Raw genomic sequence first — 22,729 nt, forward strand, 5'->3', positions numbered from 1 at the left:
GACGCTGATCAAGAACGCCAAGAAGATCAAGACCTCGGAAGAGGTTGCCCAGGTCGGCACCATCGCCGGCAATGGCGACGCTTCGGTCGGCTCGATGATCGCGGAAGCGATGCAGAAGGTCGGCAATGAAGGCGTCATCACGGTCGAGGAAGCCAAGACCGCCGAGACCGAACTCGAAGTCGTCGAAGGCATGCAGTTCGATCGCGGCTACCTCTCGCCCTACTTCGTCACCAACGCCGACAAGATGGTTGCGGATCTGGAAGACGCTTACATTCTCCTCCACGAGAAGAAGCTCTCCAACCTGCAGGCCATGCTGCCGGTCCTCGAGGCTGTCGTGCAGACCTCGAAGCCGCTGGTCATCATCTCGGAAGACGTCGAAGGCGAGGCTCTGGCCACGCTGGTCGTCAACAAGTTGCGTGGCGGCCTGAAGATCGCCGCCGTCAAGGCGCCGGGCTTCGGTGATCGCCGCAAGGCCATGCTGGAAGACATCGCCATCCTCACCGGTGGCCAGGTCATTTCCGAAGACCTCGGCATCAAGCTCGAGAATGTCGGCCTCAACATGCTCGGCCGCGCCAAGAAGGTGTCGATCTCCAAGGAGAACACCACCATCGTCGACGGCGCCGGCAAGAAGGCCGAGATCCAGGGCCGCGTTGCCCAGATCAAGCAGCAGATCGAGGAGACCACCTCGGACTACGACAAGGAGAAGCTGCAGGAACGTCTGGCCAAGTTGGCCGGCGGCGTTGCCGTGATCCGCGTCGGCGGTGCGACCGAGATCGAAGTCAAGGAAAAGAAGGACCGCGTCGATGACGCCCTCAACGCGACCCGTGCGGCCGTTGAAGAAGGCATCGTTCCCGGCGGCGGCGTCGCTCTGCTGCGCGCTTCGCTGGCCATCAAGGCCGTCGGCGCCAATTCCGACCAGGTCGCTGGCATCGCCATCGTCCGTCGCGCTCTGCAGGCTCCGGCCCGCCAGATCGCTGCCAACGCCGGTGCGGAAGCTTCGATCGTTGCCGGCAAGATCCTCGATAACAAGGACGCGACCTTCGGCTACAACGCCCAGACCGGCGAATATGGCGACATGATCGCTATGGGTATCGTCGATCCGGTCAAGGTCGTGCGCACGGCTCTCCAGGACGCGGCCTCGGTCGCTGGCCTGCTCGTCACCACCGAAGCCATGATCGCGGAGGCTCCGAAGAAGGAGTCGGCTGGCGGCGGCATGCCTGGCGGCATGGGCGGCGGCGGCATGGGTGGCATGGGCGGTATGGGTTATTAAGGTCCACGCATCTCAACAATCTCGAAAGGGCGGCAGCAATGCCGCCCTTTTCTTTGGCGCAAATCAGTCGGAAAAGTTCGGCGCTCGCGAAAGTTTGGTTCGACGGCCGCCATCGGCGTTAGCCAATGTCAAAGGAGTTTCGGAGGAGAAATCCGAAGAGACCGTGTCGGCAATCGACCTCGATCGTAGCCGTCACTTGATCCGGTCCACCACCAGTATCGGCACAAACGATTTCCCCCAAGGTAGAGTAAATCAAGACAGCGCTTTGGCCGGAACCTGCTCCGCCACACTGACGGGTTAGTGTCGCGCCGCCAGGCACGTTCTTTGTCGAAACATTCCGAGGTACTTGCCGCCCTCCCCGCCAATGGAACCTCTCGCCCGGATATCCAGGGCACATGCCGATGTCGGATAGACGCCCGCAGAACGCGCTGTCGCGCGGATCATGCTTGCGCTGACCCCTATTCGAGCAGCACCGGGCGCAGCCTGCTCGCGCAAAATCATGTCAGTTTCACAAATCCGTTGCGGCGATTTCGTACATGAAGGAGGCGGCTTCGCTTTAGGGCCGTCCCCCCGAAAAGGATCAAAAATGTCCAAGATCACCGGTAAGTCCGAAACGATCGAGAACGTCGAATTCGCTGCCGTCGACCCGTCCAAGGTTGCCGAGCAAGTCCGTGCCGTCGCCGATCAGAGCGTTGAGCAGTCGAAGGAAGTATTTTCCAAATTGAGCTCGAACGCCGAAACGACTCAAAAGGCTTTCGAGTCGACCTTTGAAATGACCGGGGCCACCAGCAACGAGCTCCTCGTGAAGACGATTGCCACACTGCAAGCCAATGCCGAAGCCGGCTTCACGCACCTCGAAGCGTTGGTTGCCGTAAAGTCGCCTTCCGAGTTCTTCGAAATGCAGGCCGCATTCCTGCACAAACAGATCGAAAAGTCCGCCGAGCAGGCCAAGGCCCTCCAGGCATTGATGTTGAGAGCTAGCCAGGACGTGTCCAAGCCGATCAAGGATGCCTTTGAGAAGGCGTTGAAGGAACGCAAGGCCGCCTGATTGCTTCAAGCGATCCAGGCGAAAGGTCAGTTGACGGGCCAGGCTAGGCAAGACCGGCATCTCGCGCCGGTCTTCTCCCATTTGGTCGAATGGCTTTTCTGCTCGACCAAATGGGAGTGACATTGTTGCCTAGCCGAAGAACTTTTGACCGCGACTTGCGTCACTGCAACCACCCGCCAAAGACCTTTGCAGCCGCCAGTCTAGCATTTCGGCCGAAAGCTCTGACTTCGCTATTGGGCATTACGCGTGCCTTTTTTAGTAATGCGGCTATTCGCCGTACCGGCGTTCCAGCGCGTCGGCAATTCGCTCGCAAAGCAATTCTGAGGTCACGGCTGTGAGGTGGAGACGCAGGCGCACTCCGCGTGTATCGACTAGGGTAGTGACAATACCCCGATCAGAGTACTCGGCGAGCTCGAGTACATCGTCGATGATGAAGTCTGCTATTTCACGAAGCCTTTCAGGGCGCTCATCCACCGGGTTCTCCTCGCAAATTGGCGGCTTTCCGGGCAGACCGAGTCTCATTCGCTGGAGTTCGGCGTAGAACTCAGCCAGGTCTTGAGCGTTGAATAAATGTCGGGTGACTTTGCCATTTTCGACGACCTGAACAATCCATTGCCCGTTGACATTTTTCAAACGCACGTCGTTCGGTTCTCCGGCAACCATATCAGCGATCCTAGATTTTCTCACAACATGTCGTCGCGACACGAGGGCAATCATTCGACTCAGTCAGAATGCTCCACGCACTAAGCGAACCTAGCGTCGTCTTCACCGAAGACGGCACAAGCGCCTTTGACTTACAAGACGGCATAGACAACCTCGGCATATCGTCGACGTGCAGGCTTCTAGTTCTTCGCGCCGTCGGTTGGCGCGTGTGAGATTGACCAGAATCGGGCATCAGGCTGTTGTTGGCCGAAGGTGAGGTCGCCCATGGCGATCCAGCTGGCCTCGTTGGAAGAAGCGCGAGAACTCGCTCGCCGAGGGCATACGGTGGAACTGGCGGCCGGCCCGGGACCCGATCGAGGCACAGTCGACAAGGGTGCGGGTGCGGCGGTCTCGGCATCACCGAAGAAGCGCGCCGGCAGCCTCGGCTCACAACTTCAGCCGCCGGCCCACGCCTACGGGGACGATCCAACTCGAACAAACAGCTTGTCTCCATTCTGGTCAACTTGTACCAGTACCGGCTTTTGGTTTATGAGAGGCTTGCGTCTAAAGGAGTACACCAGAACCCAGATATTCATGTTTCGCGTGAACTTGCAAGCAAGCAAGCCGGAGTTTAGTTACCCTTCTTACAGGAATTTAACTTACTGTCTGACCTTGGTTGACGATCATATCTTGTTCCCGTTTGGAGATCACCTGGTTGGCGGACTTTAACTCAGAACCGATGCGCAGCATAATGTGACTACGATAGAAATTCTATGAAATAGAATTTCTATCGATATCGCCGAGATATTGCCAGTCGCTGCGTTTAAATCTTTGATTGTTCATGCAATTGATATCATGGTAAGTATTGTTTTACGCCAGAAAATCTCCGGTTCGGTTTCTTACGATAACAAAACACTAGACTGCTCGATATTTCTCTTAGAAGCACTTACAGATTTTATCATATTTCAAGAGGACGTCTGCAAAATTATTTAAAATGTATACATTGGAATATAATACATATTGCGTTCGGACAAAATTTGTTCCTCAGCCGAGTTTTTTAGGCGACCGTTGTATATATTACTGCGTGGATGAGCCAAAGGCACGAAAGTGCTTCGCGTTGTCGGTAAAGATGGCGGCCTTCACGGTTGGCGATAATATACGCTTCCCCCAGCCACAGCGCATGGCTTAGTTTCTTGGCTCGATCGCTTCCGTCAGCCAGGCCGAGACATTAGCCGGCGTCCTCTATAGTCTCGATCGTGAGGTGTCTCGGGCGCCTTTGAGAGCTGGCTACGATAACTCTCCATTAGAACCGACTAGTCTGTTCTGAGCAAGGTATGCGAGTTGAGATAAAAGTGATGACGGTGTCATATTTATTCTGGATTGCGTGGGCTAGAAAACTCTTGATAAAAATCCGGCAATAGGCAAGAAGGGATCGCTCGAAAATTGGCGTAATTAATCCATGCTTTGGCTTGTCGGAACTGGTCCCATGGCGCGCGACTACGCCTTGGTTCTTAAAGATATAGATATACCGTTTACTGTTGTTGGAAGGGACGTTGATAGAACCGCGGCCTTCGGACGCGGCTTTGGTTGCGATGGTCTCTCGAAGGGAGTAGGAAATGCTATAGACATGGCAAACTGTGGCGAAGTTGCTATGCCGAACTTTGCCATTGTCGCAACGCCCGTCGATACTCTTGCGCCCCTTACTGCGCTTCTCGCTGATATATGTCCTCAGATTCTCGTGGAAAAGCCGGGTGCGCTTGAGGCGGCTGAGATGGAAGCTATAATTCGGCATCCGCGTATAGCTAGCGGGGTGACTTCCGTCTTCGTTGGTTACAATCGCCGGTTTTTGGCGAGCGTAGATACGCTCCGCTGTCGGTTGGCCGAAGAAGGACCGGTTCTCTCTGCAAGCATTGAATTCGACGAACCGGTTCCGCGAATCGAAGCGCTTGACACCAACCCAGCAATTAAGGCGCGCTGGGGCTATGCCAATGCCTCCCATGTCTTCGATCTTCTGTTCTATCTCTGTGGGCGWTCCGTCGAGCTACACACAGTCGCGTCCCAACCCATGGATCCTGCAATTGCATGGCATCCGGGGCACTCGGTATTTGTGGGACATGGCCTCACATCAACAGGAACACGTTACGTATACCACGGCAACTACGCCTCGGTGGGACGCTGGCGTATTGCGATGAGTGTTTCTCGGCGACGGTACATACTGATGCCGCTTGAGACTTTGAAGATGGTCGAAGGGCTGTCAGTCGCTGAGCAAGATGTGCCGTTATTGCATGGTGATGAGTCTAATCTCAAACTTGGCCTCAAGGGACAGGTTGAAGCTTTCCTGTCAGGCGACCCTGAAGCTCGCTTGGCCACAGCTGGATATCAAGCTTGGCACCTTCGTCATCTAGCAACAGTCTTTGGATATCCGGTGTGACCTCCCAAATCCCAACAATACACCATGCATCGCACCCCTCAATTCTCGCAGGAATAGGTGGCCCTGAACACCGCCGGGTCGGTATTCCCCCGGTGGTAGAGGGTGCTCGAGTGGCGGTGGTTGGGCTTGGCCTGATGGGCGCGCGCCACGTCACTGCAGCGCTACGTCGTAGGCACACGATCGTGAGACTTGTTGATCCCTGTGTCACGCCGCATGCAGTCAAGTTGAATCCTGATCTTGCTTCGCTTCGCTGCGACAGTCTCGCAGAACTCCCGTCTGATAATGTCGATCTCCTCGTCATTGCCTCTACGGCGGACCTTCATCATAGGCTCGCGATAGAGGCAATTAGCCTTGGCTTCAGGCGCATCGTAATTGAAAAGCCTGTCTCTCAATCAGTCGATGAAGCAATCGATATCAAGCTCCGATCGGAGGCCAAAGGCGTTCGCGTCATAGTCAATCATGGGAGACGTTATTGTGACGCCTACGCGCGCGTACGCCAGCTGAAGGAAGAGATGGGCGATATCAAAACTGTTACGTTACGATTTGGCGGGGGGGCGCTGGGCAGTGTTGGCACCCATTGGATAGATCTAGCGAACACGCTGATCGATGCAAAAGCGACCCATGTTTTTGCTACCGAAACTCAGCCCGCCCACAATCCCCGTGGGATGCTTTTTCGTGATCCAGGCGCAAGTTTGATGATAGTTTATGAAAATGGAGCGTCCGCCTTTATTGACACCCGTGATGACGTTGGGTTTGTGGGGGGGGCAGGAATCTCTTTCTCAATGGGCGAACTGACTTGGACCGAAGAGTTCGGTCCTTGGACACTTCGCCGACGTCGCGGAGCAGATTTAGACCGGCCGCTTGCTCGCTACGGAACGCCTTTGTTTGTATCTCCTTTCTCCCCCAGTGCCACCGCACTAGATCCAAGCGATATTCTCTGGCGGCACAATGCCGAACAGGCTGTTCTTGGCTATGCAGCGAGCGCTATGGACGATGCGTTGGGGGATCATCCTCCGATCTCGGGAATCGACGCTGCCATCCAAACGATGCGTGTTTACGCTGCGGCTCGAGCCTCACATATCAGCCGCAATTCGGTCTGCATTGATACTATGGATCCGACCTCTCTCTCGGCTCGTTTTTCCATTCCCTAATGTACTCCTCCCTGTGAAAATTGGACACCGTGAATGTCATTGCAAGTCAGCAACGGGGTGGAAGAACCTCGAGAACTTTCGACCTTTATTGAGCCTGACAGCCAGACTCGGTCGAGAATAATGCCGCGCCAACCTAAGCGATTCGCATGGGGACGGCTGATTCTTTTCCTGTCAGTTGCAGTAACACCCACCTTAGCTGCCGTCATCTACTCACAGATCGCAGCCTCACCGATTTATGCTTCAGAGGTTTCATTCGCGATACGCTCACGAGATGGGCAGTCCTCAATCTCGGGACTCGGAGCTCTTGCGGGTAACCTCGGTGTTGGACTCGTTGGATCGAACGATATCTACGCAGTCCGCAGTTATCTGCAGTCGCCGGGCCTGTTTGAAAAGATAGACGCAGCAACAGGGTTCAGCGCCAGCGCAGCAAAACATGATCGCGATTGGTTCGTTCGTCTGCCGGCCAATGCTTCGACCGAAGAGAAATTCGCCTACTATCTTTCTATGGTTCAAGTAAAACTCTCGAACGTCGAGCAAATTGTGACCATCCGTGCAGAGGCGTTCTCGCCGGAGGATGCGAAGATATTGGCGACGACCCTAGTCGTTCGCACTGACGAGTTCGTAAACAAACTGAACGAACGCGCCAAGCTCGATTTCGTATCCTTCGCAGAAAGTGAGGAGAGAAGATCTGAAGAGCGTGTTAGCCAGACTCGTCTTGATATTATGCAATGGCGCAATGCTAACCTCCAGGTAGATCCCGAGAAAGCGGTTGAGTCTCAACTCTCTATTATCAATGGTCTCGACACCGACTTGGCGAAGACGAGAGCTGACATCTCTCAGATGGAAAATATGACGACCGATGTTCAGGCTCGCATGCGGCTGATGCGGCTGCGTGAACAAGCCCTTGCCAAACAGATAGAAGCGGAGCGAGCAAAGATCACCGGCAAAAATTCGGCAATGGCTACGATGCTGTCTGAATTCGAGCGGCTCCAGATCGAGCGTGATCTGGCCGAGAAGTCTTATGCGACAGCAATCGAGTCGCTCAGGGTGGCGCAACAAGAGGCTACGCAAAAGCAGAAGTACATCGTCGTCACAGCAGATCCCTCGCTCCCGCAAGATGCGTCTTTCCCGCGCCCATTATTTCATCCCGCGATTGTTGCCGCCTCGGGGATCGGCATTTATCTGGTGTTGATTTTCCTTTTGTCTCTAGCGCGTGATTACCGTGACAGCCGCTAACGGCGCGGTATCCGCTTGTTCAATCCTTCTTCTGGGAGGGCCTGTCGGCCCCTTCTTTGCGAATCTCGCCCGAGTTTTGCGGGGCCGCGGGTTTGTGGTTGAGCGCTGCCTGTTCAACCCAGGCGACCGCCTATTCGGCCTCGGCGGCGCGCTCGCATTGTCAACTGGCGACGTCGATGCACAACTTGGAGCTCCACCGTGGAATGCCGCAATCGTCTTTGGTGTTGACCGTTACAGACACAAAGTCTTCTTTGACGCTCTCCGCGCGAGAAATGTTCCGGTGCTTTGTCTGGAAGAGGGTTACATCCGGCCCGGTTTCGTGACATGCGAATGGAACGGTTCTCATTGCCATTCTCCTCTTCGCATGAGGCCAAACCTCGAGAGAAGAGATCATCTAGATCTTTCTGATGTTTTGGAGCCGGATGAAGGGTGCTGCCATGCCTTACGGCAAGCATTGTTCGCCATTGCACAAATCGTATGGCTCCGTGCGCTCATTCCTATCATGGGCGGTACCTGGCATCGCAAACGAGGGCTTGCTACGGAGGCTTTGTGCTGGCCGCTCGGATGGATGCGACGGGCTCTCCATCGGCGTTCGGACGCGCATGTTTTGATGAAGCTAGTCAAGGCTGGCACACCTTATCGCGTGGTGGCGCTTCAGGTTCATGACGATGCCAATCTAGTAGCCAACGGTGGGGGGTGGCGCGTCGAGACAATGATCAAGGCGCTCCTCGCGGCCTTCTCTCGTCACGCTCCACCTGAGGAGCATCTGCTTTTCAAAATTCATCCCCTAGACGCGGGGCATCTGGACCATCGTTCCATCGTGGCCGATAGTGTTAGCGGCCACGTCATTGCCAACCGAGTGCATGTCGCTTGCGACGTGCCGCTAGGCGAAGCCGTAAAGGCGTCTTGCGGTCTTATCACCGTCAATTCGACCTCGGGCCTATCGGGTCTCCATCACAGCGTTCAGACAGATATCCTTGGGCACGCCTTCTACGAAGGCAACGGACTCGCCCGGCACTGCCGCGATCTCACGAAGATTTGGACAACCCCTCATTCCCCCGATCCTCGGAGCGTCGCAAGCCTACGAATGCGCATCTACACGCACGCTATCGTCCCCGGCTCATTTTATGGCGCCGGCGCTATGGAGCGTCTTGTTCAGCGCGTGGCAAGTCGCTTGGTAACCGGCATGCTGCCGCCGCCAATAATGGAAAGAGAAGCTTCGAACCAGGACTTCAGCCCCAACACGGATTCATAGAAGACCTAGGGCAGTGAGATCGCCGTCCACAGTGATACTTCAGATTTTTCATCAAGCATCTGGGGGTTCTTCTTAAAGTAATCCTGACAGGTGTGGTGGAACTGCATTGCGGCAGGTCCTCCATTGCGTATGTCGACGACCGCATCGCGCAGGGCGTCCGGTGTTGCTGCCTTAATAGCCACACCCATCTCGTCGAGCGGGATTGGTGGTCGCTCCTGGTGAAAGTCGGAGGCTATAACCGGTTTACCAAGCATTGCCGCTTCAAGGCCGGTATTAGAGTAGCGAGTGACGACAATGTCTGCGGAAGCAAGCGACGCGGCGAGCGATCCGCCCTCCTCCATCTCGGCGCTTGACCCGAGTCCAGCGGTGAGTGTGGAGATGCGCGCGATATCCGCGGGTCCAGAGCTAGGGTGAACGCGAATGATCAGCCGAGCGTCCGGATGCCCTTCCATCACTTTGCATAACGCAGCGATTACGGGCAGGCACCGATCCATGACTGGAGATGCCGTAAACAAGATGCGGTAGCGTCCCGGCCGAGGTTTCTCAGCCCGGGCGGCTTTGAGCGAAGCGCTGTAACGCGGCGATCCGCCGATTAAGATACGTTCCGGCGGTAACCCGAAGAATGTCGTCATGATCTGCGCCGAATGAGTGTCGATCACGACTTGTACGTCGCAGTTCGTCGGCTTGTAGCGTCGCCTTGGCCCAATGAAGACTGTCTGGACATCGAAACTTCTCACACTGGATGGCATTCGTTCGCGGATGTCCGCCGCAAGCATGCGGGAAAGCCAGTCGCGTCCTGGTAAACAGATCAGTCGAGCAGGGGCGGCAATTCTAACGATACTCCTAACATACGCTGCCGAGACAATTATGGCGGGTAGTACCCGTTCAAGCAGACGTCGCAACTGAGGCTCAGAAAATATGATGTATGGGCTTAGCTTGTCGTCAGATTCCTCAAGTATTGACGAAAGAATATTTGAGCCATGATTCTTGAGGCTTTCAGGTATTTTCTGCCCAGCGACCAATCGCGCCTGGCGCTCTGGCTCTTCCCAAACGGTAACTCTACGGGAGAAAGGAAGAACATCCGCCACCGACTCAGCAGGCTTACCAGCGTGCGGCCGAGAAGACGTTGTGTTTACAAGATGGACGGGGCCACTGGTGAGAGCGAGAGGCATGAGCGCCTTGAGATCGACAATGTAGTTTCGATCAAACGGGCGGCCTGCGAAAAGAGTTGCGCTCGAGGGCGATATCGGACGCGTGTCCGAAGCCTCACCTAGAAGGCCTAGGTCTGAGATCCATCTGACAGCATCAGACGCAGCGGATTCTGCAGGATGGGTCGGAGCAATGTCCACGTCGTCATAGTCTGTCTCGACAGGTTTCGTCATGCGGATATCGATGGCGATGCCGCGATCGATGTTGTGCGCAATTTTCGCCACGCACACCGCGAAGGCAATCGAATCGGTTACGATGGCGATGCGGTTAGGACTGCGTGCAAGGATGGCTTGCTGCGCCGCCCAAACAGGGAGCATTGAGGAGAACAAAACGTCATCGACGCGTATCGCAGCTTCGCGCATGAGATCAGCGAGAGGGGCGAGAGGCGTCCCCTGAAGGATTGCTGTATACCGCTCCATGATTGTTTTAGACAGCCGTGCTGTTTCAGCCGAAAGCAGTTCCTCGGCTTCCGAATAAGGACCGGCGACGGTGGCGACAAGGGACGCTCGTTCTGCGAGGCCTAGGGCATGGCGCAGACTGCGTGGAGCAAACAATGTGTCAATCGGAAGAGACGCCATCATGGCTAGAGGCAGGGGGCCGTCGACTATCACGAAATCAGCATCAAGAGGCTTCCAGTCGACAGTGACTATACGGCCCTCGCTCCAACTGAAGCGTTCAGGTGTCATCGCGACAAGCGACATCATCGCCTGGATTTCTAGCCGCGCATAGCGTTCGGCAACGAACCCCAGATCGCCAGCGAGTATCAATATCTGAAGTATCAAGAATTCGCTGCGCTTGTCCTCGGAAAAATAACACGCATCTGCCATGGCACGCAGCGTTTGCAGATGACCCTCGTTGAGTCGGAGACGGGCGATTATTCGATCCGCACGGATACGTCGGGCGCGAGCGAAACGATCTGCCGGATCCTGGGGGAGAAGGGAAGCCGCCACAAAAGCAAGTTTCGCCTCCCAGTCTTCGACGTCCATCAGAGCGTCGATCAATTGATCTACACGTCCCACGGGAGCTAAGACTATTTTGTCGTTTTCGGCGAGGTCGACCGCGCTAGCCGAAGGACTGAAAAGCTGCGCAAAAGCAATGGGAAATTGGCCGTGGAGACTACCGTCCTCCGCCGCTGCGCGATGGGTTCTGCCCCCTTCCACGAGCTTCCGAGAAGGCAACGAAACCTCTTCGTCCAATCTTTTCCGTCCAACCGAGTTCGCCGTCAAAGCGGGAGGGGTTGCGATGGTGGGGTGGGGAGAAAACTCCGAAGCTGTATTGCGATCGTCCTTTAGGCGATCGAGGCGCCGAGTAAACACAAGCTTGGCTGACTCAAGCGCGATAGGTGACGGCGAATTCAGGAACAGACCCCCTTTGTCCTTCCGCTTTTCGCCCATTGACTTTATGGCAGCACGGTCGCGAGCTACTATGGCATAGTCAAATACAGCGGCGCGGTGAACGAGCCTGTGCAAAGGGACATCAGCACGTATACTAGCGGCCCCGCCGTCTTCACCCAATGGGCGGTTAGCAGGGGGTTTCACTTCGAGTGCTTTTCTGTGAAAAAATCGACAGGATCAATTAGAGTTCCCTCGCATATGTAACGGGCTGCCCAAAGCACGCATACAGCAACGAGTTCTTCCTGGCTCACGTGCGACAGATCGTCCATGGAAATGCGTCGCTCCATCAATGGATTTGCGTAAACATTTAGCCTTGACATAAAGATGCGCCGAGATACTAACGGCCGAAATCCTCTAAGTAGCGCAGCCACAGCAAGGGGATGGCTATTAGTCACGATGGTAGAAGCTCGGCAAAGTGCTGAGTCAAAACGGTCGAGGGAATCGTCTAACCAGTAACTGTTTCGACTAACCTGGAATGTTTCTATGGGGGCTCCCGCTCCGACGGCCTTACAATCAATAGGGATATGACCCTGGTCGGTAAGCTGCGGTGTATCAGACGTGCTAATAACCAGAGTGGTCGGCGTTTGAGGATCCGGAAGTGCGATTCGAGCTGCGACAAAGGCGGCGTCGGCCCTCATAGCGGATGTCATAAGGCCTGAGCCGTTCGTAAGTACGACTTCCATCTCACTTAAACGACGGGCCGACATCCAAGATGTCGATGGCTCCAGAACGTACCCATAGGCGTGCCGGCCCTGATAGGTAAGCCGCGGCAAAGGTGCGGGCGACAGACGCAGAATGTTGATTCCGCTGTCGCGCAACGCGACCACATGGCGGCGACGAGCGGACGGTCCGACGATCGCGGTTGCTCCTAGGCGGATGATCTCGCTCACGCATCCATCGGGATCTGTTCGATTGCTTGCAAAAAGCAAGTCCCATTCCGGATAAGCGTGTTCAACCGTATGCCAAATCGACCGTTCCACTCCTAGAACAACACCAATGGGACGAATGTCGCTGTTGGCTGACGACGGAACGGCTGTAATAGCGCGCAGGGCGCCTTGGAACGGCTTCGGCAGCGCTCCCGCACGCGCTTGATCACGGACGAAGGAGGTAATGAACCGTCGCATTTGGACTTTGTTTTTCCGAATCATGTCGGCTGGAGCATTGAGAACCCCAGGGCAACTAGATCGACGCGCACGCCACGCGGCACGCGCATCGTAAAATGACGCTGAGAGTTAACACTAAACTCTATCTCCGTGCGCACCACATCTCCTTGATGCGCGACCGTAACGACATTGAGTCCAGACGATTCGCGCGGCAGCGTCATGATCATCACATCTCCCGTTCCGCCGGTCGAGGTTGCGGATACCTGGAGACGCAATAAGCGACCCGTAGGGGGCACCATATCTGTCGCATCGATATTGAGGAGTGTGTCGTCACCGACGATATCTCGCGCGACATAAAGTGGGCCATAGTTTGTGCGTGTCCAAATGCAAAAGGGTTGTGGCCAACCCTTGCAGATCATCGGTCTGAATCCCGTCACAGGATCGAAGTAATACGCGACGGGTGCGCTCCGGCGCGCATCGAATGTTGGGTCAATATTGAGCGAATCTGGTGTGTTAATTCGTTGCGAAGACTGATGCCGGGTTAGGATCAGTTGGGCAGTGGCCTCAAGCCCGTTTTTCCCCTCTTCGGACTTACCGATATAAACTGGCGTATACCAGCCAGCGAGCGGAAGACCCGAGAACCTATGACCGACAGCGTAGACAGCGTTCAGGCCATCGGTCTCATTTTCGTGTTGAGCGAGATCCTCCGGCGTCAGAGAATTGTCGCGACCGCCTGGACCCACCTTGACAAGGTCGGCGACAATCGAGCGCTCGGTGTAAAGGAGGAATCGGCCGCTATTGTCGGTTGCCGAGCCACGATAGGCAACGATCCGGTTGGCATCAAGCCGCATTGTCTCCATTCCGTTGAGCATTCGCAGGGGGAAATTGAACGCTCCCCGGGAGCCTTGCACGGTCGCGGGCGCAGGCGCGCTAACAATGACGGCTAAGAAGCTCAAAGACAGAATCCTGTACGCGGAAAACGGCATCGGCCACTACCTTGCCAGGGAATGATAAATAGGAGCGACGTAGAATGACGGTGGACTGTTAGTGCGGATTTGGCCTATATCACAGCGTCCCTAGGGTACGCTAGTTGCGGCGTGCGCCTGTTGCTGTCCTTTGTGACTGGAGGCAGGTATGGGAGGGGTGTGTCTATTACGAAAGGGCCCAAGCATGAGAGTCATCGCTGAGATCGGTGTCAATCACGATGGCGACGTCAATATTGCACTCAAAATGGTTGATGCCTGCAAGCGTCTCGGAGCCGACTACGCCAAATTTCAGATTTTTGATGCCGCCAAGCTGGTGACTGCCAGTGCGCCGCGGGCCACGTACCAAACACACATCATCGGCGCCGGTTCGCAGTTTGCCATGCTAAAATCCCTGCAACTCAGCTACGACGATTTTCGCACACTTAAGGCATATTGCGACGAAATCGGTATTGCATTTCTAGCCACGCCTTTTGACGAAGATAGTGCCTGTTTTTTAATAGATGATCTTGGTTGCCGTACGATCAAGGTCGGCTCTGGCGATATGGACAATCTTCCGCTACTCCTGCTCGTCGCGTCGAAGGGAGTCGAGATGATTGTCTCGACCGGGATGGCGACCGTAGATGAAATCCGCCGATCGGTTGACGCAATCGCCTATGGTCAGCTTTGTTATAGGCGTGGCACCGATCCCTTTGCGTCGGGCTTTCCCAATATTGACATGATCACGAAAGCAGGCAGATCTTTGCAAGAAGATGGCTCGCTAGCGGCCTTTCTTACGCTCCTTCATTGCACGAGTGAGTATCCCGCGCATCACCCGACCTTGAATATGTCGGCAATCGTTCTACTTAGGAAAGTATTTCATCCCATCCCAATCGGGTTCTCGGACCACTCAACGGACGACGTTGCCGCAATCATGGCGACCACGCTCGGGGCAACTGTAATCGAGCGCCACATCACTTATGACAAGTTGGCCGAGGGACCCGATCACGGCGCATCGCTTGATGAAGTGGAGTTCGCGCGCATGATAGACCGTATCAAAGCTACTGCGAGTGCGTTGGGGAGCGGGCAGAAGATTCCATCTGATAGCGAAATGGCTCTGCGTGGCGTTGCGCGCAAACGTATCGTTGCTGCGAGGCCGATCAGGGCTGGTCAAATCCTTACGCTGAAGGACATAGCGCTCAAACGCTCATCCGAGGGACGCCCGGCAGGGGATATCTTTAACGTCATTGGTCGTGCCGCGACTGACGACATCGACATTGACGAAGCAATCAGCACTTGAAAAGTCAAATGAGCAAGGCCAGCTATCACTTGGTATTCTTGGGGGCTGGGGGACATGCGCGCGTCGTTAGCCGCATTTTAACGCGGGCTGCCATTCACCCTAAAGCATGGCGCAACGAGGCCGGTAGCCGGCTATTGCCATGCGGGTATGATGCTATTCATATAGTTGCTTCTCAGGGAGAAACAAAGGAGATCGTCAAAGTCCTGCTCTTTGCCTTTGGGAATACGCCGGATGGCGCGGCCAATAAGGACGGAAATTGGCCCGCGGTCCATCATCACGCAAGTGATGGCGATTGCATATCGCATATTGCAGACCTCCCTGGTCTAGTCACCATTGTTCTCGTCAATGGTATCGGGCAGCGGGCAACGATAGTGAACGATGGCCTGAATCCGCGGCTCACGGCGGTGGATCAATACGAATCCATGCAGTTGGTCAAAGAGGGATTGAAGATACTCGAACCGCCGATAGTCGACCCTGCCGCTATGCTACTCGACGCCTATGAGGTCTCCATGGGTGCGCTCAAACCGCGTGGAACTGACGGTCAGATCGCGCATGGGGCACAGATCCACATAGGTGCCAACCTGGGGGCACAAGTCGATGTGGGACCACGCGTGATCATCAATACAGGGGCCAACATTGACCATGACTGTCGAATATCCGCCGGAGCTTTCATTGGTCCTGGCGTGGTCCTCTGTGGTGGGGTCGCCGTTGGCAGGGCTGCATTTGTAGGGGCGGGAGCTGTTGTTCTGCCGGGCGTGAAGATTGGATGTGGCGCCTTGGTTCCGGGAGGAGCCGTTGTCGATCGTGACGTCAAGGACAGTGCCATAGCCGAATCTCGTGACGATCGCAGGATGCGTGCCGAACTACGTCGGCAGGATAGTTAGGTAGTGCAGATTTCCGCAGCAACCCGCCGAATTGCGATCGTGACGACCACCAGAGCAGAGTGGCACTTGCTCGAGCCGGTCGTCAATGAACTCGCCACGAGGTCAGGCCTGGAAACATTCGTGCTCGCTGGTGGCACCCATCTTGAAAAAGCCTTTGGTATGACTGTTCGGGCTGTCGAGGCATCGAGCCTATGCCCGATTCACCAGGTCGACTTCATGCCAAATGACAGTATCGCATTATCCGACCATACTGCCATGACACGGGTCATCGGGCAGGCCGTGATCTCGTTTGCCGACGCCTTTGAACGTTACAAGCCGGACGTGGTCCTTGTACTTGGTGACCGATTCGAAATCCTGAGCGCAGCTCTAGCTGCTGTGTCAATGCGCATTCCATTGGCCCACATTGAGGGCGGTCACGTTACGGAAGGGGCTATAGACGAGCGCTATCGGAATGCGATAAGTAAACTTGCTGACATTCATTTCCCGGCCCTGCCCGTGCAGGGTGAACGTTTGCGTTCAATCGGCGAGGTGGAATCGCGAATCATCACGACAGGGCCAATCGGTGCCGCGCTCGCGCGGCGCGCGGAACCTTTGGCTGCAGTCGACATGGAAACACTTACAGGGTTTAATCCTGAACTTCGTGCGATCCTGATCGCCACCATCCACCCCGAGACAGCCTCCACAACGAAAGCTGACCAAATCGCAGATGTAACAAGAAGAGTTGTAGAGGCCGTTCTCGACTTGAAGCTGTCATACAAAGGACCTAAGCCTGCCTTCTTGTTTACGCTCGCCAACCTCGATCCCGGCGGTGATATAATCAACAACGAGCTCTACGCCTTGATGACAAGGTTTCCAGAGGACGTTCATGTTCTGCCATCGATTGGACACCTCTATATTCGAGCTCTTATGGCGTCCGCTGGAGTTATTGGGAATTCCTCCTCTGGCATTTTAGAGGCCTGCGCCATCGGCGTCCCGGTACTCAACATCGGTAGTCGCCAAAAAGGACGGGACCGCTACGGTCCCGTAACGGATGTACCTTGGGATATCGGGATAATAGTGCCTAAAATCCTGAGCTTGTTGATGGGATTCCAATCCAGGCACATCGGGGATGTCTATCAACCAAGTGATCGGATCGAGGCAAGACCTTCTCGTTTCGACGCGCCAGCCCCATGGGTGATCATCGCTGATCATGTGTCAGGTCTCGATCTGGCAACACTTCGAAGCAAGCCTTCCACATCTCAGAACCGAGGCTAGCTCTTCCGTTCTTGATTCTAGAGAGGAATGGTCTGTCAGCTTTATCTGAGCCGTTCATAGTATCCGTTTGGAGATTAAATTGAGTGCTCATACACATGCACGACGTGCTTTGTCAGTATCAAGCGCGGCGCTTGAACGGACGTCAGTTCTCTCTATGCTTCGATTACCGCAAGTCCGGACCGTACCTGGAGATAGCCAAGCCGTCCTTATCAACTCTTCCGAAATAACCGACCGCCATTTGGGCTGCCTGATGCCGCATTATGTAAGGGGCAAGCACCTCATGCTGAACGGGCGTTCGGAGGAACGTGTCTTTCGTATCGCTTATCACGTCGCGGAGAAGCTATGCCAACTTCTGCAGGTCAGCGGAACGGGGGTGCCGAAAAAGATTTGCGACCTGGCGTGCCGCCACGCCGCGGCGACCCGATTTCTCGTGATGAACGATCTTGTCGGGCTGCTGCGTCCACTTGTCGATGCGCTGGAAGCTTGTCGTGAAGGTGGTTATGAAGGGCCATCCTTTCCTTTCCACGAGCGGCTCGCCGCGACAGCCGTAGAGGAGATCCAAGGATGGGACGAGGTGAACAATGGTGACCTCTCCAACGCCTCGATGCGCGGTGTGCATTTGGAATCAGCGCAATCCCATCTCGTAGATGCCTCGTCAATGCTGAGGCTCCCGGATGGCCTGCGTCCGGATATCGTTATCGAGCCAACGACCACTTTTCCTCGGTCATTTCGCCCGATTGGTCTCATTTGCGCTTTCCGGCTCTTACGGCAGGCGAGCGTGCCACCGGCTCTATCTTTTTTATTGAGCCATGCCGTTCATCGCATCCTGATCGGCCGCCTCGAGCAAGTGGCAGGACCTCCCCTGCAACCCTGCGATCTTGGCGCCCACCCGGTCGTCTATTGGACGAATATGTCATTGCGATCCGTGTTCCATGCATCTAAGCGCCGGTTGTTAGGACTGCCTACAATCGCTGCACACACAATTCTAATGACGCAGTCGGAGCGCTACATTTGCGATGTCTTCGATGCTATACTTTCGGTGGGAACCGGACAGCAGCTTGGAAATTCGAAGGCATTCCGCGGCAGAAGCGCTATTGAGCCGGGTAAGTTGCAATCTAGCGGCCCTGTGATGCTTGCGCTTCAGCCCCGGCTGGACATTTTGCGGAGTCTGTCGAGGTTCGGTCGGATAGCGGCTGAGGCTGGGCACAAGGTCATCGTCCGCCCTCACCCCGCCCACAGACGCGCGCCCCAGGGACTAGTCGTTTGGAGAAAGATGGCTCCGCCATGGGCAGAAGATTTCGAGGTCACGCCGGGGACAGTAAGCCTTGTGGTGACGGGGACAAGTAATTTTGCGATCGAGGCTTGCCTCGCCGGCTGTCCAGTTGTCCTCGTTACTTCAGATTTTGATCGTTACGCTATCTGGGGTAAGCACCTTGCTCCGGGGCTCCATATCACGCCAGAACGGCTCTTGTCGCTTTCGACCCGGGATATGCCTAATATCGCCCTCTCCGCCTTCCAGGCGACACGGTCGTTTATTGATTACTACGCAAGACTTCCGGTATTCCATATTCCTGCGGCCTGCCAACCGGCTTGACCAGCCCCCTGCACGCCGACGGAAGACGGAAACCACTGCGCTTACGCTGTACCGTCGCAGGGAAGACAAGGACGACCTGTTGTACGTAGCTAGTAGCTAGAGGCGTGTACGCCTCCGGCGAAGGCCGCCTTGCGCGAGCATGGCACAGTAGCGAGTCTGCGCTCCTAAGGTCGTCCTTACGAGGGCAGTTAGCAGCACAGCATGAGCCATGTGACATTATTGACCGGGCCGGAGCGGCGGCGTCGTTGGAGTGAAGAGGATCAGTGCCGGATACTGGCCGCGGCATTCGCGCCCGGGGCCACGGTGGCGGCGGTGGCGCGTCATTACGATGTCGCGACCAGCCTGATCTATAAGTGGCGCCGCACGGTGAGAGCCCGCGAGACGGGCTTTGCCGAAGTTGTCGTGGTTCCCGATGCGCCTGTCGCCGCTTCGATGCTGGCGGCGCCCCCAGCGGTGATCGAGCTGGAGATCGCCGGCAAGGTGCGGCTGCGGATTCCACTGACCGCGCCGCCGACACTGGCGGCGGCGATGGTGAAGGCGCTGGGCGTTTCATGATCCCGGTTCCAAGCCAGGTGCGGATCTGGTTGGCGGTCGGCCGAACCGATATGCGTCGCGGAATGCAAGGCCTCGCTCTGCAGGTCCAGGAGACGTTGGGCCGGGATCCGCATGCCGGGGATCTTTATGTCTTCCGAGGCCGCAGCGGCAATCTGATCAAGATTATCTGGCATGATGGGCTCGGCATGTCGCTGTATGCAAAACGGCTCGAAAAGGGCCGGTTCCTATGGCCGTCGCCGGCGGACGGCACGGTTTCCATATCACCGGCGCAGCTCGCCTACATGCTCGATGGGATCGATTGGCGCAACCCGCGCCACACGTTCCGCCCCCAGCGCGCGGGCTGAGTTTTTCTTTGAGTTTGCGCCATTTTCCGCGAGTCAGCGGACGCGTTTTATGATTCACTCCAGGACATGGTTGCCACCGCCCTGGATGCTGTTCCGGACGATATCGGTGCGCTGAGAGCAGCGCTGACCGCGGCGCTGGCCAGAGCCGAAGACGAGACCGCGCGCGCTACGCTGATCGAGGCCGAACTGGCGGTCGCCAGGGCCAAGGCATCGGATGATGCGGCGCTGATCGCACATCAGGGTCTGACGATCCGCAAGTTGCAGCGGGCGCTGCATGGTCAGAGTTCTGAACGCTCAGCCCGCCTGCACGACCAGATGGAGCTCACCTTCGAGGAACTCGAGAGCACGGCGACGGAAGACGAGATCGCCGCCGAACAGGCGGCGGCCCGGACCACTGAGGTGGCACCTTATATGCGCAAACGACCGGCGCGCCAGCCATTTCCAGAGCATCTGCCGCGCGAACGCGTGGTTGAGCTGCGTATTCCAATGATTCCGGACAGTGATTCCGTGACGAAACCGGACACCTATTCCGATAGAATACCGGACACGATTCCGAGGCGAAGCCGGACAGCTTAGAGCGCCTCTGGGTCTTTTCGATATTTGTCGACGAACTCGTTTTCGGTCAAGCGGGAGTTGCGTCTGGGACTGGCAGGACCTTGTGTTTGCGCATGCTTTCGCCGGAAAGTTCGATGCGATAGGCGTTATGAACAAGGCGGTCGAGAACGGCATCGGCGATGGTCGGATTGCCGATCATGTCATACCAGTGATCCACGGGAATTTGACTTGTGACGATTGTGGAACGCTTCTCGTAGCGATCCTCGACGATTTCCAGGAGATCGCGGCGTTGTTCGTCGTTGAGCTTCTCCGGCCCCCAATCGTCTAAAATAAGCAAGTCCGTTTTGGCCAGGCTCTTGAGCAACTTCGCGTAACGGCCGTCACCGCGGGCAAGGGCGAGCGTCGCGAAGAGGCGCGGTACACGGTGGTATGCGACCGAAAGATCCTCGCGGCATGCCTTATGGCCGAGCGCGCACGCCAGCCAGCTCTTTCCGACCCCAGCCGGTCCGATCAGGAGCAAGCTATGGCGCTGTCTGATCCAGTCGCATGTCGTCAGCTTCATGAAGAGATTGCGATCGAGTCCGCGAGTTGCGCGGAAGTCGGCGTTCTCGATCTGGGCGTCATGACGTAATCTGGCGGCACGGGCTCTGGCCTCGAAGCGCTTCTGACGGCGCGTTGTCGCCTCCCGTTCGAGTAGGAGAGCAAGCCATTCGCCATGCTGGAGGGCTCTTGCCTCCGGCTGCGTCTCCAGTTCCTGGAACGCGTTTGCCATGCCGGAAAGTCCGAGTTCGCGCAGCATGTCGATGGTGGGGTTGGTCAGCATTTGTTGATTATCTCCTTAATGAAAGTAGCCTGGGCCGCGAAGATTGGCGTGCTCGCCGACGGCGGCAGGTTCGGCGCTGTGCCTGGAGGCTTTGTGGGATTTGATGAGGGCGCTGATGCTTTTGCAGTTCAGGCCGCCGATCTCGAGAGCACGGGCCGAAACGGCTTCGGCATGCGCTGTGTCGATCGCCTGGTAGAGCTTGAGAACGCCGAGGCATGTTCTGAAGCCCTGTTCCGGATGCGGCCGGCTGGCAAGGATGGCGATGACGAGCCCCTCGGTCTGTAGACCGATCGAACGAGCCCAGCGCCGGAAGCGCTCCGGCGACCATTCCGCGTAGCGACGGTGCGAACTGGGCATGTGGTCCGGGTCGGTCCCAAAACGGGCCCCGCCATAGCGGCGCTGATGGGCAGCGACGCGCTTGCCCTTGAAGAAGATCTCGATCGTTCGGCTCGTCGCCCGGAGATCCACCTGCTGGCGAATGAGGCTGTGCGGCACGGAGTAGAAATAGCGTTCGAACTCGACATGATAGTCTGTCGATACCCGCGCCAGCCGCCACTCGGCGAACTCGTATTCCTCGGCTGGTAGTGCGGCGAGCGCTGGCCGTTCCATCGTCTCGAACAGGTCGCGACGACACTGGTCCAGTCGGCGCATGATGTGGGTGTTGATCCGCTCAACAGCCCCCCGGATAGCGGCATTGGCTTCGTCCAGGGAAAAGAAGGTCTGGTTCCGCAGCCGGCCTAGAATGCAGCTCTGCGCGAAACGGACTCCACTTTCGACCTTGGCTTTATCCTTCGGTCGCTTCGGTCGCGCCGGCAGAACGCCGACACCGTAGTGGGAAGCCATCATGCCGAAGCTGCGGTTGATCTCGGGGTCGTAGAAGCTCGACCGATTCACGCCAGACTTCAGATTGTCGGGAACAATTAGGCGCGGGACGCCGCCAAAGAAGCGGAACATGCGCACATGCGAGCCAATCCAGTCCGGCAGGGTCTGGCTCCAGGTCGCCTCGGCAAAGGTGTAGCTCGACGCGCCGAGCACCCCGAGAAAGATCTCGGCCTCGCGGATCTCGCCGGTCTTGCGGTCCACGATCGGCAGCTTCTTGCCGGAATAGTCGACGAACACCTTGTCTCCGGCGACATGCACCTGGCGCATCGTCGGCGTCAGCCGCCGCTCGAAGCCTCTAAAGAGATCACAGAATCTGCTGTAAGCGTAACCATCGGGATGAACGGCCCGATACTCCTCCCAGAGGATCGACAGCGTCACGCCCGGCTTCTTCAGTTCGACGGCCAGCGCCCCCCAGGCAGGCTCGGTGCGTCGGCGTCTCCCTTGTTTGACGCCCTGACGGGAGAAGAGCCGATGTTCGAGAACATCGTCAGTCAGCTCCGCCGGCAACGGCCAGGAAAGGCCGGCGGCAGTCGCTCGCTCTATGTTGTCCTGCACCGTACTGCGGGCAATCCCAAGCATGGTGGCAATGTCGCGAACGCTTATGCCGTCCGCGCTTAGGCGAAGCAGTTGTCTCAATTGTCTCATGGTCAGCCTTCTTCTCTTCGGCATGCATCTCTCCTCTACCGTCGAGGAAATGCATGCCCAGGTTGCTGACCCAAAGGCACTATCCAGGCTTCAAAACTGTCCGGTATTTAATCGGAATCGCGTCCGGTTAATTCTCGGAATCGCGTCCGGTTTTTGATCGGAATGCCGTCCGGTAAATCGTCGGAATCCGCA

At 56.5% G+C, this 22,729-nt stretch carries 19 protein-coding genes and 1 pseudogene; 14 read left to right on the forward strand and 6 right to left on the reverse strand.

What is annotated here, in order from left to right:
• Together groL and AC1D0N_RS31220 are read left to right on the forward strand one after the other, a co-directional pair.
• Nucleotides 1–1,270 (forward strand): chaperonin GroEL (gene groL, locus AC1D0N_RS31215; RefSeq protein ID WP_477250400.1); only part of this gene is annotated, 1,270 nt, incomplete at its 5' end.
• Between the two features lie 586 nt (nt 1,271–1,856).
• Nucleotides 1,857–2,318, forward strand: a complete 462-nt coding sequence (locus AC1D0N_RS31220) for a phasin (protein ID WP_477250402.1) — start codon at nt 1,857–1,859, stop codon at nt 2,316–2,318.
• A gap of 267 nt (nt 2,319–2,585) precedes the next feature.
• On the opposite strand, the gene AC1D0N_RS31225 is transcribed toward AC1D0N_RS31220, so the two are convergent.
• Nucleotides 2,586–2,981, reverse strand: a complete 396-nt coding sequence (locus AC1D0N_RS31225; RefSeq protein ID WP_477250404.1) for a hypothetical protein — start codon at nt 2,979–2,981, stop codon at nt 2,586–2,588.
• 264 nt (nt 2,982–3,245) lie between these two features.
• Between AC1D0N_RS31225 and AC1D0N_RS31230 the strand changes: the two genes are divergently transcribed.
• From AC1D0N_RS31230 to AC1D0N_RS31250, 5 genes are all read left to right on the forward strand, one after another.
• Nucleotides 3,246–3,689, forward strand: a complete 444-nt coding sequence (locus AC1D0N_RS31230; RefSeq protein ID WP_477250406.1) for a hypothetical protein — start codon at nt 3,246–3,248, stop codon at nt 3,687–3,689.
• Between the two features lie 757 nt (nt 3,690–4,446).
• Complete coding sequence (locus AC1D0N_RS31235) at nt 4,447–5,391, forward strand: Gfo/Idh/MocA family oxidoreductase (RefSeq protein ID WP_477250408.1); 945 nt, start codon at nt 4,447–4,449, stop codon at nt 5,389–5,391.
• Between the two features lie 116 nt (nt 5,392–5,507).
• A complete protein-coding gene (locus AC1D0N_RS31240; protein WP_477250430.1) occupies nt 5,508–6,542 on the forward strand; it encodes a Gfo/Idh/MocA family protein in 1,035 nt (344 codons plus the stop codon).
• 33 nt (nt 6,543–6,575) lie between these two features.
• The gene (locus AC1D0N_RS31245; protein WP_477250409.1) at nt 6,576–7,778 is read left to right on the forward strand and encodes a KpsE/RkpR family capsule polysaccharide export protein; all 1,203 of its coding nucleotides are present in this window, start codon (nt 6,576–6,578) and stop codon (nt 7,776–7,778) included.
• Between the two features lie 94 nt (nt 7,779–7,872).
• Entirely contained in the window at nt 7,873–9,033 is a 1,161-nt protein-coding gene (locus AC1D0N_RS31250; protein WP_477250411.1) for a capsular polysaccharide export protein, LipB/KpsS family, read from the forward strand.
• Nucleotides 9,034–9,038: 5 nt separating this feature from the next.
• On the opposite strand, the gene AC1D0N_RS31255 is transcribed toward AC1D0N_RS31250, so the two are convergent.
• The 3 genes from AC1D0N_RS31255 to AC1D0N_RS31265 all read right to left on the reverse strand — a co-directional run bounded on the left by AC1D0N_RS31255 (nt 9,039) and on the right by AC1D0N_RS31265 (nt 13,590).
• A complete protein-coding gene (locus tag AC1D0N_RS31255) occupies nt 9,039–11,438 on the reverse strand; it encodes a hypothetical protein (RefSeq protein ID WP_477250413.1) in 2,400 nt (799 codons plus the stop codon).
• Nucleotides 11,439–11,776: 338 nt separating this feature from the next.
• A complete protein-coding gene (locus AC1D0N_RS31260) occupies nt 11,777–12,784 on the reverse strand; it encodes a hypothetical protein (protein ID WP_477250414.1) in 1,008 nt (335 codons plus the stop codon).
• Complete coding sequence (locus AC1D0N_RS31265) at nt 12,781–13,590, reverse strand: hypothetical protein (RefSeq protein WP_477250416.1); 810 nt, start codon at nt 13,588–13,590, stop codon at nt 12,781–12,783. Before AC1D0N_RS31265 ends, AC1D0N_RS31260 begins: the two co-directional genes overlap by 4 nt.
• Nucleotides 13,591–13,909: 319 nt before the next feature.
• Between AC1D0N_RS31265 and AC1D0N_RS31270 the strand changes: the two genes are divergently transcribed.
• The 7 genes and pseudogenes from AC1D0N_RS31270 to AC1D0N_RS31300 form a co-directional block, all read left to right on the forward strand.
• Nucleotides 13,910–15,001 (forward strand): N-acetylneuraminate synthase family protein, encoded by a 1,092-nt coding sequence (locus tag AC1D0N_RS31270; RefSeq protein WP_477250417.1) that lies wholly within the window; start codon nt 13,910–13,912, stop codon nt 14,999–15,001.
• Nucleotides 15,002–15,009: 8 nt separating this feature from the next.
• On the forward strand, nt 15,010–15,885 hold the full coding sequence (locus AC1D0N_RS31275; RefSeq protein ID WP_477250419.1) for an LbetaH domain-containing protein: 876 nt from the start codon (nt 15,010–15,012) through the stop codon (nt 15,883–15,885).
• Between the two features lie 3 nt (nt 15,886–15,888).
• On the forward strand, nt 15,889–17,139 hold the full coding sequence (gene neuC / locus AC1D0N_RS31280) for a UDP-N-acetylglucosamine 2-epimerase (protein WP_477250420.1): 1,251 nt from the start codon (nt 15,889–15,891) through the stop codon (nt 17,137–17,139).
• A 250-nt stretch (nt 17,140–17,389) separates the two neighbouring features.
• The gene (locus AC1D0N_RS31285) at nt 17,390–18,733 is read left to right on the forward strand and encodes a hypothetical protein (RefSeq protein WP_477250422.1); all 1,344 of its coding nucleotides are present in this window, start codon (nt 17,390–17,392) and stop codon (nt 18,731–18,733) included.
• Nucleotides 18,734–18,934: 201 nt separating this feature from the next.
• Nucleotides 18,935–19,288 (forward strand): IS66-like element accessory protein TnpA, encoded by a 354-nt coding sequence (tnpA, locus tag AC1D0N_RS31290; protein ID WP_477250424.1) that lies wholly within the window; start codon nt 18,935–18,937, stop codon nt 19,286–19,288.
• Complete coding sequence (tnpB, locus tag AC1D0N_RS31295; protein ID WP_006201720.1) at nt 19,285–19,632, forward strand: IS66 family insertion sequence element accessory protein TnpB; 348 nt, start codon at nt 19,285–19,287, stop codon at nt 19,630–19,632. The genes tnpA and tnpB overlap by 4 nt, the downstream gene beginning before the upstream one ends.
• Before the next feature lie 66 nt (nt 19,633–19,698).
• Nucleotides 19,699–20,103: pseudogene (locus AC1D0N_RS31300) on the forward strand (transposase domain-containing protein); the annotation flags it as partial.
• Nucleotides 20,104–20,254: 151 nt separating this feature from the next.
• Here the strand turns inward: AC1D0N_RS31300 and istB are convergent.
• Both istB and istA read right to left on the reverse strand, forming a co-directional pair.
• Nucleotides 20,255–21,010 carry an IS21-like element helper ATPase IstB gene (gene istB, locus AC1D0N_RS31305; RefSeq protein ID WP_477250426.1) on the reverse strand — a complete coding sequence of 252 codons (756 nt, stop codon included), beginning with the start codon at nt 21,008–21,010 and terminating at the stop codon, nt 20,255–20,257.
• 15 nt (nt 21,011–21,025) lie between these two features.
• The gene (istA, locus tag AC1D0N_RS31310; protein WP_477250428.1) at nt 21,026–22,561 is read right to left on the reverse strand and encodes an IS21 family transposase; all 1,536 of its coding nucleotides are present in this window, start codon (nt 22,559–22,561) and stop codon (nt 21,026–21,028) included.
• Nucleotides 22,562–22,729: the final 168 nt, after the last annotated feature.

The sequence above is a fragment of the Mesorhizobium sp. P2_E10 genome, assembly GCF_056404235.1.